At 55.5% G+C, this 16229-nt stretch carries 13 protein-coding genes; 7 read left to right on the top strand and 6 right to left on the bottom strand.

Annotated features, from left to right (window positions below):
• The 5 genes from PM04_RS03965 to PM04_RS03945 form a co-directional block, all read right to left on the bottom strand.
• The gene (locus tag PM04_RS03965) at nt 1–726 is read right to left on the bottom strand and encodes an alpha/beta fold hydrolase (protein WP_038003998.1); all 726 of its coding nucleotides are present in this window, start codon (nt 724–726) and stop codon (nt 1–3) included.
• A complete protein-coding gene (locus tag PM04_RS03960) occupies nt 723–2264 on the bottom strand; it encodes a proline/glycine betaine ABC transporter permease (RefSeq protein WP_038003996.1) in 1542 nt (513 codons plus the stop codon). The genes PM04_RS03965 and PM04_RS03960 overlap by 4 nt, the downstream gene beginning before the upstream one ends.
• On the bottom strand, nt 2261–3319 hold the full coding sequence (locus PM04_RS03955) for a glycine betaine/L-proline ABC transporter ATP-binding protein (RefSeq protein WP_038003994.1): 1059 nt from the start codon (nt 3317–3319) through the stop codon (nt 2261–2263). The genes PM04_RS03960 and PM04_RS03955 overlap by 4 nt, the downstream gene beginning before the upstream one ends.
• A 75-nt stretch (nt 3320–3394) precedes the next feature.
• Nucleotides 3395–4354 (bottom strand): glycine betaine ABC transporter substrate-binding protein, encoded by a 960-nt coding sequence (locus tag PM04_RS03950; RefSeq protein WP_038003991.1) that lies wholly within the window; start codon nt 4352–4354, stop codon nt 3395–3397.
• 34 nt (nt 4355–4388) lie between these two features.
• A complete protein-coding gene (locus PM04_RS03945) occupies nt 4389–5465 on the bottom strand; it encodes a D-cysteine desulfhydrase (RefSeq protein ID WP_052068193.1) in 1077 nt (358 codons plus the stop codon).
• Nucleotides 5466–5597: 132 nt separating this feature from the next.
• Here PM04_RS03945 and PM04_RS03940 point away from each other — a divergent pair, with 132 nt between their 5' ends.
• Nucleotides 5598–6488, top strand: coding sequence for a LysR family transcriptional regulator (locus tag PM04_RS03940; protein ID WP_038003987.1), 891 nt, complete (start codon nt 5598–5600; stop codon nt 6486–6488).
• A 33-nt stretch (nt 6489–6521) separates the two neighbouring features.
• Here the strand turns inward: PM04_RS03940 and PM04_RS03935 are convergent, their stop codons facing one another.
• The gene (locus tag PM04_RS03935) at nt 6522–7115 is read right to left on the bottom strand and encodes a hypothetical protein (RefSeq protein ID WP_038003985.1); all 594 of its coding nucleotides are present in this window, start codon (nt 7113–7115) and stop codon (nt 6522–6524) included.
• 219 nt (nt 7116–7334) lie between these two features.
• Here PM04_RS03935 and PM04_RS03930 point away from each other — a divergent pair, with 219 nt between their 5' ends.
• From PM04_RS03930 to PM04_RS03895, 6 genes are all read left to right on the top strand, one after another.
• Nucleotides 7335–7625, top strand: coding sequence for a hypothetical protein (locus PM04_RS03930; protein WP_038009375.1), 291 nt, complete (start codon nt 7335–7337; stop codon nt 7623–7625).
• Between the two features lie 1263 nt (nt 7626–8888).
• Nucleotides 8889–9935, top strand: coding sequence for an efflux RND transporter periplasmic adaptor subunit (locus PM04_RS03920; protein ID WP_038003978.1), 1047 nt, complete (start codon nt 8889–8891; stop codon nt 9933–9935).
• A gap of 9 nt (nt 9936–9944) precedes the next feature.
• On the top strand, nt 9945–12998 hold the full coding sequence (locus PM04_RS03915; protein ID WP_048599815.1) for an efflux RND transporter permease subunit: 3054 nt from the start codon (nt 9945–9947) through the stop codon (nt 12996–12998).
• Nucleotides 12999–13617: 619 nt separating this feature from the next.
• Nucleotides 13618–14013, top strand: coding sequence for a VOC family protein (locus tag PM04_RS03905; protein ID WP_038003973.1), 396 nt, complete (start codon nt 13618–13620; stop codon nt 14011–14013).
• A 59-nt stretch (nt 14014–14072) separates the two neighbouring features.
• Nucleotides 14073–14597, top strand: coding sequence for a twin-arginine translocation signal domain-containing protein (locus PM04_RS03900; RefSeq protein ID WP_038003971.1), 525 nt, complete (start codon nt 14073–14075; stop codon nt 14595–14597).
• A 15-nt stretch (nt 14598–14612) separates the two neighbouring features.
• Nucleotides 14613–16184: a GMC family oxidoreductase gene (locus tag PM04_RS03895; RefSeq protein ID WP_038003969.1), complete on the top strand. Its 1572-nt coding sequence runs from the start codon at nt 14613–14615 to the stop codon at nt 16182–16184.
• Nucleotides 16185–16229: the final 45 nt, after the last annotated feature.

Here is a 16229-nt window from a genome sequence, read left to right as displayed (position 1 = left end):
CTAAACCTTTGTTAGAAAATCGATCAAGGTGCGGTTGAAGGCGTCTGGCTTTTCAAGATGCACCGCATGTGCGCAATCGGGAAACACCGCCAGACTGGTGCGGGGAACCGTCTGCCACAATTGTTCGGTTTGCGGCCACGCATAGGTGCGGTCCCGATCCCCCCAAATCACCAACGTCTCGGGCTGTAGCTGCGCCAATGCATCCACGCCGGACCACGCCTGCATTGCATCCAAACCCGCCAGCATTGCGTCTAGGCCAGCTTGCTCTGCGATGGCCGCGCATTCTTCATACCCGGGCGATTGGGCGCCGTGTAAAAACCAACTGGCCGCGATACGTCGGGCGGTTGTGCGCGGGCCGTCCGATTGAGCGCGCGCCTTGCTTTGCGCAATGGTTTCGAACCGGCCCGGCAGAACGCCCAGCGCACCAGTGGAGTATAGGATCAACTTGTCGATCCCCGTGCCCGCGCGGCGCGCGACCTCTTGGACAATCATCCCGCCCATGGAGTGCCCCAACAGGTTGAAACGATCCACACCAAGAGCGTCCAACTGATCCACCACCCAGTCCGCGAAGGACGGGATAGACTGGATCGCGGGCAAATGCGCATTGCGGCCAAACCCCGGCAGGTCCAGCGCGATCACATCACAGGTGCCCGACAGTGCATCCACTTGGCCCTGCCACTGCGCGCTGCCGCCCAGAAACCCGTGCACCATGACAAGCGGTGTCACTTTCGCTGCCCCTGCACGATGCGATCAAGAATCATGGCACAAAACAGAATGGCAAAGCCTGCAAGGATACCCTGGCCGACGTTGGCATATTGCAGCGCCTCAAGGACGTCCTCGCCCAGCCCCTTCGCTCCGATCAGCGAGGCCACCACAACCATTGCAAGCGACAGCATAATCGTCTGATTGATGCCCGCCCGGATCGAGGGGCTGGCCAGTGGCAGATCCACGCGCGTGAGCAGATACCACTTGTTCGCCCCAAAAGAGATCGCGGCCTCACGGACACTTTCGGGGACGCCGCGCAGACCCAACACCGTTAGGCGCACAACCGGCGTACCACCGAAGATCATAGTGGTGACGACGGCCGCCGGTTTGCCGGTGCCAAAAAACGCAATCACCGGGATCATGAACACGAACGCGGGCATGGTTTGCATGAAATCCATCACCGGCTGGATCGCGGCATAAAACCGAGGGCGTCGCGCCGCGAACATGCCCAGTGGAATGCCGATCAGGATCGAAAGGCACGCAGCGGTGCCCAAAAGAGCCAGCGTCGTCATCGCCTTTTCCCAAAAGCCTAGAAGCCCCATGTAGGACAGGAATGCGCCGGAGTAGATGGCCATCCGCACCCCAGCCGTGAGCCACGTCAAAAGGATGATCAGCGCCGCGATCACGATCCATGGTGTACTTACAAAGACGATCTCAAGCGCGTCCAGCACGAGCCTGATCACGAAAGTAATCCCGTCGAACAGCGCGTCGCCGTTTAGGACCGCCCAATTGAAAAAGTTCTCGACCCAATCGATGCTAGTTAGGCGGATATCGGGGTCCGTTGGAAAGGCGCTCAGCAAGGTAAATCGCCCCGGCAGGCTGTAGTGCAGCATAGCGGCGAGCACGATTAGGGCCATGAAAACAGCACTGAACACAATTTGCGACACAGGTATGCCCGACCGGATAGATCGGTCAGAGACCCAATCCGAAAAGCGCGCCTCTAGTGCCCAGTTCGCGACGGTGGCCTGCGCGACCTTGGCGAGCAGCAGAATACACACCCCGATCAAAACGATCTGTGGGCCTTGGGCGGCCAAGGCGGCGGCTTCTTCGCGGATGCCCCCTATATTTTGCTCGAGGCTTTCGACGGCGCGGCGGAACGCATCCACCCGGTCGGAGCCTGCTTCGATCGCGGCGGCCAATTGCTGACGGCGCAAGTCGAGCGTCCCCTCAATGGAGGCAATCCGCGCCATCGCGTCGGCCCCCAAATCTCCGAACAATCCGCGCGCGATCTGTACCAAGGCCAAAGCCTCAAGGATCAAAAACGGCAGTGCCCATGACCAAAGCCCCCGCGCCCCAAACCAGATCGGGCCAAACAGGCCCGCCATCAGGTTGAACGTCGGGGTAAAGCGGGCCGAGGCGCCGATCTTGTTGAAGTTCTTGATGTAGTAATCCGGGTTGGTGCGGACAAAGGTGCGGATGTTATCGCGCCGTTCTTTTGCGTAGGCGATGGCCGCGTCGCTGTTGGGATCGTCGAGGGGGTTTACAGTCGCGTCCATCATGAGACCTCCGTGCCTTCGATGACCGTGCGCAGCAAATCTGCACGCGTAATAATGCCGACATCCGCCCCAGCTGCGTTCACCACGATTGGGCCGTCGTCATCAATCGCAAGGGTGATCAAGTTGCTGAGCGTTTCGTGTCCATCGACGCAAGGGGCATCAACCCTGATAGGGCCGTTGTGAGCCATGTAGGCCGCAATGGGCTGCATCACCGCATGGGCATGCACGACCTTTAGCCGCGAAATGCCCGCCACGAAGTCGGCCACGTAATCATCGGCGGGGTTCATCACGATATCTTCGGCGGTCCCGATCTGGACCACTTTGCCGTCCCGCATGATTGCGATCCGATCGCCGATGCGCACCGCCTCATCAAGGTCGTGGGTGATAAAGATGGTTGTCTTTTTGAGGATCTTGGACAGCCGAATGAATTCGTCCTGTAACTGCCGCCGGATCAAAGGATCAAGCGCTGAGAATGGTTCATCCATTAGGAGGACATCGGGGTTCGCGGCCAAGGCGCGCGCCAAACCGACCCGCTGCTGCATCCCGCCCGAAAGTTCATGCGCGAATTTGGAGCCCCAGGCCCCGAGCTCAACAATATCAAGGATAGCTGCGGCTTGCCGCATCCTCTCATTCTTGGCGACTTGGCGGATTTCGAGGGGCATGGCCACGTTGTCCAAAACGGAGCGGTGCGGCATCAGAGCAAAGTTCTGAAACACCATACCAATCTTGCGGTTGCGAAAGGCCTGAAGCTCTTTGGGAGCGAGGGCCATTACATCGGTGCCCTCAATCTCAATCTTGCCAGCGGTGGGTTCCAACAAGCGGTTGAAATGGCGCACGAGGGTCGACTTGCCGCTGCCCGATAGGCCCATGATGCAGAAAATCTCACCACGGTTCACGGATAGGCTGACGTCAGCGACGCCGACAACCGCGTTGAACTCCGCAAGAACCTCGGCCTTACTCAGGCCACGGTCCTGGATCGCCCTTAGCGCCAGTTTGGGCTTGCCGCCGAAAATCTTCCAGACGTTTGAAATCTCAATGACGCGGTCGTCACTTTTCATATTGGCCCCACCCACCGTCAGGAATGTCGGCACAGGTTGTTGCCCGTGCCGACGTTTGTGTTGCGCGACGCCGCCCTAAAGGCCCAGCATCGCATCCACGCGGTCCGAGTTTGCCGCAACCCATTCCGCCGCCACATCCGCAGGTTCACGACCATTGGCGCTGATCTCAAAGGCGAGGCTGCTCACGTCATCTGCGGTCAGTTCAAAGTTGGCAAAGAACTCCGCAATCGCGGGCGAGCGGCCCTCAAGCGAATTCGACCAAGCGATTTGCACCTGCTTGAGGTCGTCCTTGCTTGCGACCATGGATTTTTCGTACCAATCCGCGTCATCAGAGGGTTGGAACATCACGTACTTTTCGGGATCATAAGCAGGTTCCGTCAGCATTGTGACGTCGAACATGTACCACACGGCGTGTGGCTCATAGCAGTAGAACGCGTAGCCTTCGCCCTTGGCGATACTGTCCTTGATGCGGGCGGTTTTGACGGCTTCTTCAGCGCGGATCGGCTCCAGAAAATCAAGTAGGCCGTAGTCACGCACCTTAACCTCATTCACGTTGGCAGAGGCCCAGCCGGGCGCGCCGATCCACATTTCACCAAGGCCATCGCCATCACTGTCCATCAAGGCCGCCACATCCGGACGCCCCAGATCAGCGATGTCCGTAATGCTATTGGCTGCGGCAAAATCCTTAGACACGCAGAAGCCTTGGTTGCCCTGATACGGGTTCGACGAAAGCGTCACGGTCCCGGCCTCATCCACGTATTGCTTTGTAAAGCTTTCTTGGTTGGGCAGCCACACATCTGGGTGCACGTCGATGTCACCCTCCCCCTGATCCATCGCCTGAAAAATCGTGGCGTTGTTCCCGGGGACATAGTCGACCGTCCCGCCGATGCGGGTCGTGACGACTTCGCCCAGAACGTAGGCAATCGCTTGGGCGCCGGTCCAGGATGGAACGCCAATGTTCACGTTTTCCGCAAAGGCGGGCACACCAATCACGCTTACCAGCGCAGCGGCCATCAAGTTACGTTTCATAGTCATTTTGTGGATCTCCTTGTTGGTCAATTTTTGATTTTTAGGTGGTCGTGTAGCCGGGCAGATCGAAGGTTTCCGGATAGCCGAACAACGCCGCGCTCCCGCCGGTGTGGAGAAAGACAACATTGTCCATCCCCGCAAAGTGGCCGTTTCGAACCAGATCGATCAGCCCATCAAGGCCCTTGCCGGAGTATACGGGATCGAACAGCAGGCCCTCGGTTTCGGCGAGCAGTTTGATCGCCGAAACCATTCCGTCTGTGGGTAGGCCATAACCCGCACCGACGTAGTTACAGTTGGCCCGCACGTTGGAGCGTTCAATTTGTGCCGACGCGCCAAGATGCGCCGCGGTCCGCTGCGCGAGGTCATAGACCATGCTCTCTTGTTTCTCTTGTGGGGCGCGCACCCCGATGCCGAGCAAGTGGATATCGCTTTGCAATGCAGCCAAGCCCGCGACGAGGCCCGCCTGAGTGCCCGAACTGCCCGTAGCATGTACCAGTGCATCAATCTTGAGGCCCAGACCGTTGGCCTGTTCGACCAATTCCCGGGCGCAGTTCACGTAGCCCAAGGCGCCAATGGGGTTTGAGCCGCCCCCCGGGATCACATAGGGAGTTTTCCCCTTTGATCGGAGCGTTTCGGCAAGGTCCTCCATCTCGATCGCCATGTCGGTGCCCCCGCTCCGCTTGGAGACGGTTGCGCCATGCAGACGGTCCAACAGAACATTGCCACTCATGATATAACTGGGGTCGTTTGAGCCGGTGCGATCCTCAAGGAGTATGTGACAGGCCATGCCCAGCTTGGCTGCAGCGGCGGCTGTTTGACGTGCGTGGTTGGACTGTGTTGCGCCTTGGGTGATGATCGTGTCGGCGCCGTGGGCCTGGGCGTCCGCCATCAGGTATTCCAGCTTGCGGGTTTTGTTGCCGCCAGACGAAAGCCCTGTGCAATCATCCCGCTTAACCCACAGACGCGGGCCGCCCAGTAGCTCGCTTAATCGATCCATTGGTTCGAGCGGTGTCGGCAGGTGGCCCAATTGAACCCGTGGAAACCGAGCCAGTTGGATCGCAAGATCCTTGCACCGGCTTGCCGTTAGATCCGCGATCTCGGTGTCATCATGGCTCATCATTTGATCAGTTACTGTCACAGCGCCCCCCAATTTTGTGCTTGGTGAAAGCTTCTGATGGGCCAAATCAGAAAAACAGTGCTTTTTTCTATGGCTGCTCATAGCGTTGGTATGAGTAAGAGGGGGAGACTTATGCACTTACAGTCGCTTGATGACGTTCTTGTCCTCCTCGAAGAGGGCAATCTTTCGCGTGCAGCCGCGCGCCGAAACATCACGCAGCCAGCGTTTTCGCGGCGCATTCGGGGGTTTGAAGACTGGCTTGGGGTAGAGGTGCTGGATCGGCACACCAATCGCGTGGACATCAGTCAGGCGCTGATTTCGAATGAGGGAGAGATACGCGCCCTCATTGCACGTCTGCGCGAGTTGCGCACAAAGATTGGGCGTTATGATGCAACCCGCACCACATTGGCAATTGCCGCACAGCATGCCGCCACCTGCTCAAGCTTTCCGGATATGGCGCTTAGAGCGCGCGCAGCCCTTCCGGGGGTTCAGTTTCGCCTCCGCGCCGGGAATCTGAACGACTGCGTGACGATGTTTCTGCGCGGCGACACCAGCATGTTACTTTGCTATGAGGCAGAGAGTGTGGGCCCCCTACAATTCGGGCCGGACATTTTGCGTGGCGTTTGGGGGAACGACTATCTTATTCCGGTAGTCGGAGGCGCGCTTCGGTACCGCGTAAGGGACAAGGGTCGTGTGGATGCTGACACCCCCACAATCGTGTACCCTGAAGACAGCTATTTCGGGAAAGTTCTGCACAACAGTCGCCGGCCATTTGGGGTGCCGGGTTCGGACGGGAGTTCCTGCACCGTGACTGCCTTTTCCAGCGGTGTGCGCGAGCTCATTCTAGCGGGACTGGGGATCGGGTGGTTGCCCTTCAGCATGGTCCACCAAGAGGTGCAAAGTGGCGCACTGATTTCGCTGGCGAACGCTTATGGTAAGGAGCCGCTTCAAGTCGCGGTGTATGCCGATGCAAGAATGCCAACCGCCCAATCCTTAATGGAGCTTTGGACTCAAAGCAGTTGAGCTGATACGACGGTTCTTAAGTCAGATAATCCGCTATGCTGGATCTGTCTTGGCGGAGGTAAAGATCGGCCGTGGAGACAACCGCAGCAAGCGGTAACCAAGTAGAAGAAGAGCGAAGAAAACAATCTGACCAACTATGGCACCAAGCGCCAAGGACGCAAAGTGTTCCAGCGAGTGTCCATTCATGAGACTTGTGAGGTAAGCACAGAAAGCGCCCGCAACAAATCCACTGATCATTATGTGGCCCCAGTTAAATCCGGTCACAGCGCTTGTGACCCGTAGCCCTAGCTTACGTGCAGCAATGAAAACGAGAGGAATAGCCACGAGAGAGAGCAGCGGGTTATGCCCCGAAATCGATCCAAAACCGATAGAATCACTAAGCCAGGACTGCATCCATATTGCAGACAGTAGCAGGAGGGGGATCGACTTTAAGCCATAAAGCCACACAACGAGCACACTAAGACCATGTGGTAAGAAAATAGGGGAAGCCACGTCAGTATTCGGCAGCAGTTCCCCCACAAGGACCAGTGTGATACTTAAATCAAGCGCGTGTAAGGCAAAATACACCGTAGAGAAGATCATAGTCTCGATTAAGAATGTAATTCTTAATACATTACTGGTACACATGGTCGTTTTCCTTACCAAAACCGCCCTTTGCACCACCCCTGATACGAAGTCTCATCTTGAACTTTAAGATATAGACTTTCGGTGAGAAACGGCATATTATCAAAAGATATAACTTGAAATCCTTTGCTCCAGAGAGCAAAACGACGATAACTAGGATGGCTTTGTAATAACAAAGCCTTAAAAATAGCGGCAAGATGACGCTAGATCATACGGGTACACATGCCAACGGCTGCAAAATTAAGAGCTCTGCTCAAAGCGATGGAAGAAGACCTTGGGTTCACTGATTGGCCTGAGCATAGCAAAGATATTTATTATGCTTTGCAACTGCTCTCTGAAGACGGTCAGCACGCTTCCCTCGCTGAGCTTAAGAAGCACAAACTCACGGCTGAGATTGCGTATCCTACCCTGTTTCGTGGGCTTCAGAAGCTCATTGAAGAGGGCAAGATACGGCGCGTAGGAACGGCACGTTCCGGCCTTTACGAAGTGGTTGGTGACAGTTCCAGCGATTGAGCGATTTCCGCGGGATGCGCACGCTCACTGAATACTACACTTTTGGGATACAGGGCTTGTTGGTTGCCTATTTCTCTGGATCCGGTGCAACTTGAAGTTGGCTTGAATAGTAGGCGCATTTAACTGCCAAGTTTGCGTCTTCACATAGAGAAGAAGCCTAGGTGGCCATTAGGGACTATCACCCAATCGCCGTCCCTATCTTACACAGTTAGACAATTCATAATCTACAGCTGAGCGTCGGGTGTATATTCGGAGCTAGGAACAATACCGCATCAGCACCATCGGCATCTCTTAGTTTCTCACGGGTTTCGGCTGGACAATAGTCAAGGCAACCGCCTCGGCGACAATGCCTGGCACAGCCACCAAACAGGTAAGTAAGTGCATGTTTCTCGCGTGGATGATCAGATCGTCCGCGACCTCCCCCGGCTCCTTTGTAGACTTCTTTCCCGAGTTTCTGTTCTCCAGACGCTTCGGACTTTGTGCATAATAGTTGAGGGCTCGAGCTTATGAAGAATTAGGTTTTCAAGCCGTCTGCAGGCACAGGACGGACCGCGTGATTAGCATATATTTATCGCAGACTTTCAAAGCGTTGCGTTGGGGGCACAGCTTTGAGTTTGTGTTTACTGCTTCCACAGTGCTTCCATTGCGGTTTTCGCCAACGCAAAATGCCACCCGTAGGTGGCGTTTAACATCTTGATATTGCTTGGTATTTTTGGTTGCGGGAGTAGGATTTGAACCTACGACCTTCAGGTTATGAGCCCAAGGGCAGACGAATTCAGTAACCATTTAAATTCAGCACCTTACCCACCAACCCTTTGACCTCACCACCTTTTCAACTTGATATTGGCGGGCTTTGACCGGCATTCAGTCAGAAACACAGCACCAAAACTGTGTTCACAGGTTGATGTGGCGTTGAGGTAACCGAAAGGCCATGCCTTTAACCATGATCACTTTCGGCCCGAAGCTGTCATTTGAAAAGGATGCGGCGAATGCCCGGAACGAGCCCATTTTGACCGATGCTGCCTCAAGGACAAACGACTGTTTTGATAGAATTGTGATCAGACGGTTGTCCCAACGCGTTGCACCCGAAACAGAACCAAAGAAGTCGCCGAGCCACGCGGATCAAAAGGCATATGGCCTAAATGACACGGCTTTATCCCCAAAGCCCAAATCCATGGTTGCTGAGCTGGATTGAACTGATTAGTTTAGTTTTTGAACTCGGGAACCAAGCCCAGTCATCTGTTGCGGTATGAAAGGGTCAAAATGAAACGGTTGAAGCTGGTGGTGCAAGGTATTGCGACCGCTTTTGTCTTGGCGTTGCCACATCAAAGCGAAGCGCAGACATCCATTGTGAAAATTGAAACCGTTGAAGCCTCGGGGTCTGGTCTCAGCCGTACTTTCTTCGGCCATGTCGTCGCACGGGAAACCGTGGATTTGGCCTTTCAGGTTTCGGGGCAAATCATTGATTTCCCGGTGGATGAAGGCGCTGATGTGCCCAAAGGCGGTTTGGTTGCCAGCCTTGATCTTGTCCCGTTCGAGCTGGCCCTGGAAGAGGCCCGCCTTAATAGCGATCAGGCCAATCGCACATTGGACCGGTATCGCCAACTGGAAGGCAGCGCCGTGAGCCAGACCGCAGTTCAGGACGCCGAAACGCAAGTCGAACTAGCCAGCGTTGCGATGCGCAATGCTGAACGCGCGCTGGAACAAGCCACCTTGCACGCGCCTTTCGAGGCACTGGTCGCTTCACGTCTGGTGCCGAATTTTTCAACCACGAGCGCCGGAATGCCGGTTGTGCGGTTGCATGACATGTCCGATCTGCGGATCGAAATCGAAGTGCCCGAGACCTTGTTTCAACAAGCGGGCCGCGACCCAAACATCGAGATTTACGCCGAGTTTACGGGTAATCCGAACCGGTACCCCCTCGCGGTAAAGGAAGTGAACGCAGAAACGGCTGCGGTCGGCCAAACCTATTCAATCACGCTTGGCATGGCGCCAAAGAATGATTTGACCGTCTGGCCCGGATCGTCAGTCAAGGTCACGGCTAGCTTGTTCGCCGACGATGCCCCGATACTCGTTCCGGCGTCCGCGATTGTCATCGGCAATGACGGTAGCACCAGCGTTATGGTGTTCATTCCGACGGGCGGCATCGAGGGCACAGTCACACATACGCCCGTTGAGATTGCTGCCACCGAGAGTGGTGAGGTCGAAATCCTGTCCGGACTAGAGGTCGGGCAAGAGATTGTCGCCGTTGGCGCATCTACACTTGTCGATGGCCAAGACGTACGCCGTTTCACCGGTTTCGGGGGCTAAGGGCCGATCATGGATGTTGCTCGTTTCTCTATTGTTAATCCGATCTACACTTGGATCGTAATCCTGATGTGTCTGTTGGGTGGCATCTGGGGGTTCTCATCGCTCGGGCGGCTCGAAGACCCTGCGTTTACGATCAAAGTGGCTATTGTTGTCACACAATATCCCGGCGCCTCTGCAGAAGAAGTCGCGACGGAAGTGTCCGAGCCTATTGAATCAGCCATTCAAAAGATGGGTGAGGTCAAGCTGATCGAAACCATGAACCAACCGGCGCTGTCGTGGATCACCGTGGAGATGGAAGATCATTACGACGGCAGCGAGCTGCCAAGTATTTGGACAAAACTTCGCAATCGGGTCAGTGAGGCCGCGTTACCAAGCGGGGCAACCGCGCCCTATGTCAATGACAGTTTCGGCGATGTTTATGGACTCTACTATGCGATCACCGCGCCCGGCTTCAGTGATCGTGAAATCAATAATCTGGCTGATTTCTTACGGCGAGAGGTGCTCTCGGTTGAGGGCGTCGCCGATGCGGTGATTTCCGGCGCACCAAACGAACGCATCTATGTTGAGCCCGATCTGGCGCTGTCCACATCGCTAGGCATTCCGCCTGCCATGATGCAGGCCGCGCTGGCCAACGCCGATGAAATTGTCGAAGGCGGGTCTATTCAGGACGCCGAAGGCCGCACACTTATTCAACGCCCTGACGGGTCTGACAGTGTTTCAGCCATTGCGGCGCTTTCCGTTGGTGTTGGCGGGCAGATCGTGAACCTGTCAGATTTCGCAGATGTTTACCGTGGACGCGAAGACAACCCCGATCTGATTCTCCGCCACAATGGAGTTGAAGCGTTCAGTCTTGGCGTTGCGGGCCTTTCGACAGAAAACATCGTCGAAGTTGGCCATGCCGTCGACGCAAGACTGGAACTGCTAAAACAATCCATCCCCGTCGGTATTACGATCGAACCCATCTACCAACAACACGTCGTCGTCGAGGAAGCCTCGAACTCCTTTCTTGTGAACCTCGCCATGTCGGTAGCCATCGTGATCATCGTGCTCGCCGTTTTCATGGGTTGGCGGGCGGCTGTGGTTGTCGGGGTAACACTATTACTCACCGTCGTCGGCACTTTGTTCTTCATGGCGCTTGGCTCCATTGAAATGGAACGCATCTCGCTTGGCGCGTTGATCATCGCGATGGGGATGCTGGTGGATAACGCCATCGTCGTCGCAGAAGGCATGCAGATCAATATGCAGCGCGGCCAGACATCCCGTGAAGCCTCGACCGAGGCAGCCAGCAAGACGCAAATCCCACTTCTCGGGGCCACGGTCATCGGCATCATGGCCTTTGCCGGGATCGGCCTGAGTCCCGATGCGACGGGCGAATTCCTGTTCTCTTTATTTGCCGTCATTGCCATTTCGCTGATGTCGTCGTGGGTTCTGGCAATCACCGTTACCCCGCTGCTGGGCCACTACTTTTTCCGCCAAGGTGAAAAGGGCGCGAGCGGCGGCTACGATGGTGCCATCTTCCGCGGCTATGCCAGTCTGCTGCGTGCCAGCCTCAAACTGCGCTGGCTGGTTCTTGTCGGACTTATCGGCACGACGGTGGTTTGTTATGCCATGTTTGGCCAAATCAAGCAGCAGTTCTTTCCTGACAGCAACACGCCGCTCTATTTCGTGAACTATAAACTGCCCCAAGGCGCCGGCATCGATCAGACGTCCAGCGACATGCAAACGCTGGAGAATTGGCTGGTTGAACGCGACGACGTGATCGCCGTGACGTCCTATTCCGGTATGGGCGCGTCGCGTTTCATGCTGACTTACGACAGCGAAGACCCCAACCCCAGCTATGGCCACCTGATCGTCCGCGTCACCACGCTGGACGTGATCCAGTCCGAAATGGACGAGCTGGAGGCCTTTGCAGTGGAAGCAGTTCCGCAGGGTGAATTCCGCGTCAAACGTCTGGCATTCGGCCCCGGTGGCGGTGCCCCGATCGAAGTGCGGTTTTCCGGCGCTGATCCGGCGGTCCTGCGTGATCTGGCGGACGAAGCCGTTGAGCGGCTGAGTGCCGCGTCCCCCAACATTATATCCCCCCGTTATGACTGGCGTGAAAAAGAACTGGTGCTGCGCCCGATCTATGCCGGAGACCGTGCTCAGGAGTCCGGCATTTCACGCTCCGACATCACCAGCATCTTGCAGTTCGCCACCGAAGGCACCGCGGCTGGCGTGTTTCGTGAGGGCGACCGCCAAATCCCGATCATTCTGCGCACCGCGCCGGATGCGGGCCTGTCGCTGATGGACCACGTCATCTATTCCGAAAGCAACGATACTTTGGTGCCGATGGCGCAGGCGATCGACGGGTTCAGGTTCGAGCCGCAGGATACGTTGGTATTTCGCCGTGACCGCGCGAATGTCATCACTGTTGGTGCCGATATCCCCCGCAACCTGACGGCAGCCGGAGTTCTGGCCGAAGTGCGCGCCACCATTGAAGATATGTCCATTCCGGATGGGTATACGATGGAATGGGGGGGCGAATACGAAAGCTCAACTGATGCGCAGGCCTCTCTCGGCTCCCAGCTCCCGATGAGCATTATCATTATGGTGCTCATCACCGTTCTTCTGTTCAACGCTCTGCGTCAGCCGCTTATCATCTGGCTATTGGTGCCAATGTCGGTCAACGGGGTTAGCCTTGCACTGTTGGGCACTGGTTTGCCATTCACCTTCACCGCGCTTCTTGGCCTCTTGTCGCTGTCCGGCATGTTGATCAAAAATGGGATCGTGCTGGTCGAAGAGATCGACCTCACACGAAAGGCCGACCCCGACATGCCACTGGAAGACGCCATTGTAACCGCTTCGACATCGCGCTTGCGGCCGGTGTTTCTTGCGGCGGCAACGACGATCCTCGGCATGTTGCCGCTTCTTTGGGATGCTTTTTTCCAGTCCATGGCCGCAACCATTATGGGCGGACTAGCCTTCGCATCCCTGCTGACGATGGTTGCCGCACCGGTGCTGTATTACGTGTTCTTTAAGCGATCAAAGGGGCCCGTAGACAATTCCGCAAAAATGGTTGCGTGAACGGGTCCGGTGGTTCAGAGCAAGCGGGAGTTTGCGTGGTCGGCGGCAGGTTTATGTTTCATTTCATGACCCGGCGGCATGAGCGGTGCCAACGGCGAAAGCCAGCTTTTGCGCACCGAACGGCCGGAAAAGACAAACTTGTAATCATGCAAGGGAGCCATCGTTTTTTTGTGGACTACAGATACGACAGCTGTGGCCTGTTCGCCGAAGGTGTTATTCCGAAAACGGCCATTGGCGTACCTGCAGCGAAAGAGCGCTTTGTCCCGCATAGCTGACCTTGGGGACACGTGCAGCTAAAGGCAGACGACCTAAATTGGTCGCTCGTTAACCACGCTGCGAAAGTGTCAAAGAACCCAAACTGGTCAAAGCTGCGATACGTACGAACTTCTCTGAAGGACGCGAAACTGTGATCAGTTTTGAGCCATTTCGTTCTTAGCATCTTTGGCAAATGCACACGCCATCCACGGCTAAGCTAATCTCCAAAAAACACTGCATTTGGTTGCGCGCTTGTTGGACGCCAGAACATGTATAAAAAAGCTACCGTAGTATTCCGCTAATACCTTTTTTCGAAATCTACAAGTTACGCTTTTACGCTAGATGTAGAGCGTAGGGTGGCACTTTGGCAAAATCAATACATTCAATGATCAGAGTTCTGGATGAAGATCGTTCAGTTCAATTTTACGATCAGGCTTTTGGCCTTACCGTAGTAGAGAGACTCGATTTCAAGGCTTTCACGTTAGTCTATTTGGCGAACGAAGAAAGCGACTTTGAGCTCGAGTTGACAGTCAACAAAGATCAAACCGAACCATACGATCTTGGCAACGGGTACGGGCATTTTGCCGTTTCGGTAGATGACCTTGATGCCGAACACGGTCGGTTCGTAACCGCTGGTCTGAACCCCCGGAAAATCGTGGATTTTGCCCCGGATGGGAAGACCATCGCGAGGTTCTTCTTTGTTGTAGACCCAGATGGTTACGAGATCGAAGTCTTGCAGCGGGGTGGCCGCTACAAATGAAAATGGCCGGACCCGGCCCGCAGAACGCCGGAAAAAACAAAAAACGGGAGGAATAGAAAATGACAAGATCAAAAGGTCTGAAGTCGCTGACGCGCAGAGACCTGCTCAAGCAAGCGAGTGCAGTGAGCGCCTCGGTTCTAGTTGGAACTGGCTTTATAGCTGCTCCGAATGCTGCTTGGGCAGTTGAAACAAAGGTGCTGGCCCCAGAAACGATGGCAACATTAATGCAAATGGCGCGTGACATCTATCCACATGATCAAGTGGGTGATGAGTATTACGTAGCGGCTGTAAAGGGGTATGACACAGAAGAAGCAGCCGAAGATATTGAAGCTGGGATTACGGCTCTCAACGCTGCCGCTCAAGGCAGAGGGCATGCAAGCTATCTCGCCATGGGATGGGAACGTGATCGTGTGGATGTCCTGCGCGCTATGGAAGACAGCCCGTTCTTTCAGCAAATTCGGGGCGGCCTTGTGACGGGGCTGTATAATCAAAAAGCGGTCTGGACCATTTTTGGGTATGAAGGTGAGTCCTTTTCTCAAGGTGGCTACCTTGAGCGCGGCTTTGATGACATCAACTGGATTTAAGGGAAGGACGGCACCATGACGGCACCTTTTGAACTTTCCGATGACAGCGTCGTTGTCATCATTGGCACCGGCGCAGGCGGCGGTGTTCTAGCAAACGAACTTGCCCAGAAAGGCGTTAGCGTTGTTGCGCTTGAGGCTGGCGGGCGGCATTTGCCGCAAGACTTTATCAATGATGAGTGGGACAGTTTTGGTCAACTCGCTTGGCTTGATCCCCGCACAACCAGTGGTGACTGGCGCGTTGCGAAGGACTTTTCTGGCCTTCCAGCTTGGATCGTGAAGTCTGTAGGCGGAACCACACAACACTGGGCGGGCGCATCGCTGCGTTTTCAAGAGCATGAGTGGAAAGCCAAGACAAACTATGGCGATGTTCAAGGCGCATCTTTATTGGATTGGCCGATCGATGCGGATGAAATGGACCCTTGGTACACAAAAGCTGAGGACAAGCTGGGTGTGACGCGCACGGGCGATCGGCCGGGTCTTCCCGGAAACAACAACTACAAAGTCTTTGAAGCGGGTGCCAGGGCGCTCGGATATGAACAGGTCCACACGGGACGCATGGCCATCAACTCGGACGACAAGCGCGACCGTCAGATGTGCCAACAGACCGGGTTCTGCTTCCAAGGGTGCAAATGGGGCGCGAAGTGGTCTGCGGGTTACGTCGACATCCCGGAAGGTGAAGCCACCGGAAACCTAGAAGTGCGTTCCGAGAGCCATGTTGCGCGCATTCTTCACAATGAGGCTGGCAAAGTTACGGGTGTCGAGTATTTCGACAAAGACGGAAACCTTCAGTTGCAAAAGGCGCGTGTTGTTTGCGTTGCGGGCAACTCATATGAAAGCCCGCGCTTGTTGCTGAACTCGGCGTCATCTATGTTCCCAGATGGCCTTGCGAACAGTTCCGGTCAAGTTGGGCGCAACTACATGCGCCATATGACTGGATCGGTTTACGGGGTCTTTGATAAGCCCGTGAAAATGTGGCGCGGTACAACGATGGCTGGGATCATTCAGGATGAGTCGCGCCACGATCCATCGCGTGGTTTTGTGGGTGGCTATGAGCTTGAGACACTGGCACTTGGCCTGCCGTTCATGGCGGCATTCCTTGATCCGGGCGGTTGGGGTCGCGAGTTTACGACGGCTCTTGATCAATATGAGAACATGGCCGGGATGTGGATTGTAGGCGAAGACATGCCACAGGAAACCAATCGCGTCACACTCAACACTGACGTGACGGATCAGCATGGATTGCCGGTCGTGAATGTGCATTTTGATGATCACCCAAATGATATCGCAATGCGTAACCATGCTTATAAGCAGGGGCAGGCAGTCTATGATGCGGTTGGCGCAACACGCACATTCCCGACGCCACCTTACCCATCCACGCACAACCTTGGCACGAACCGTATGTCAGAGAACGCGCGTGATGGGGTTGTGAACAGATGGGGACAGACGCACGATATCGCGAACCTATTCGTCTCGGATGGATCACAGTTCACAACTGGCGCTGCCGAAAATCCAACGCTCACAATTGTAGCGTTGGCCATTCGTCAAGCGGATCACCTGGCAAGAGAGATGTCAGCAGGCAATCTCTAATGTGACGTCGATGAAATTAAGCAAGCCCCGCCTTCAAGCGGGGCT

Source organism: Thalassobacter sp. 16PALIMAR09 (assembly GCF_000765485.1).
GTDB classification, from domain to species: domain Bacteria; phylum Pseudomonadota; class Alphaproteobacteria; order Rhodobacterales; family Rhodobacteraceae; genus Thalassobacter; species Thalassobacter stenotrophicus.
The sequence above is the reverse complement of the archived record's forward strand: the minus strand, read 5'-3'. Positions and strand labels throughout refer to the sequence as shown.

Bases quoted from the DNA above. Each gene is read 5' to 3' on its own strand.
- PM04_RS03895 (WP_038003969.1), top strand. From the start codon at position 14,613: ATGACGGCACCTTTTGAACTTTCCGATGACAGCGTCGTTGTCATCATT.
- PM04_RS03960 (WP_038003996.1), bottom strand. From the start codon at position 2,264: ATGATGGACGCGACTGTAAACCCCCTCGACGATCCCAACAGCGACGCG.
- PM04_RS03900 (WP_038003971.1), top strand. From the start codon at position 14,073: ATGACAAGATCAAAAGGTCTGAAGTCGCTGACGCGCAGAGACCTGCTC.
- PM04_RS03950 (WP_038003991.1), bottom strand. From the start codon at position 4,354: ATGACTATGAAACGTAACTTGATGGCCGCTGCGCTGGTAAGCGTGATT.
- PM04_RS03930 (WP_038009375.1), top strand. From the start codon at position 7,335: ATGCCAACGGCTGCAAAATTAAGAGCTCTGCTCAAAGCGATGGAAGAA.
- PM04_RS03940 (WP_038003987.1), top strand. From the start codon at position 5,598: ATGCACTTACAGTCGCTTGATGACGTTCTTGTCCTCCTCGAAGAGGGC.
- PM04_RS03920 (WP_038003978.1), top strand. From the start codon at position 8,889: ATGAAACGGTTGAAGCTGGTGGTGCAAGGTATTGCGACCGCTTTTGTC.
- PM04_RS03915 (WP_048599815.1), top strand. From the start codon at position 9,945: ATGGATGTTGCTCGTTTCTCTATTGTTAATCCGATCTACACTTGGATC.
- PM04_RS03955 (WP_038003994.1), bottom strand. From the start codon at position 3,319: ATGAAAAGTGACGACCGCGTCATTGAGATTTCAAACGTCTGGAAGATT.
- PM04_RS03945 (WP_052068193.1), bottom strand. From the start codon at position 5,465: ATGAGCCATGATGACACCGAGATCGCGGATCTAACGGCAAGCCGGTGC.
- PM04_RS03935 (WP_038003985.1), bottom strand. From the start codon at position 7,115: ATGTGTACCAGTAATGTATTAAGAATTACATTCTTAATCGAGACTATG.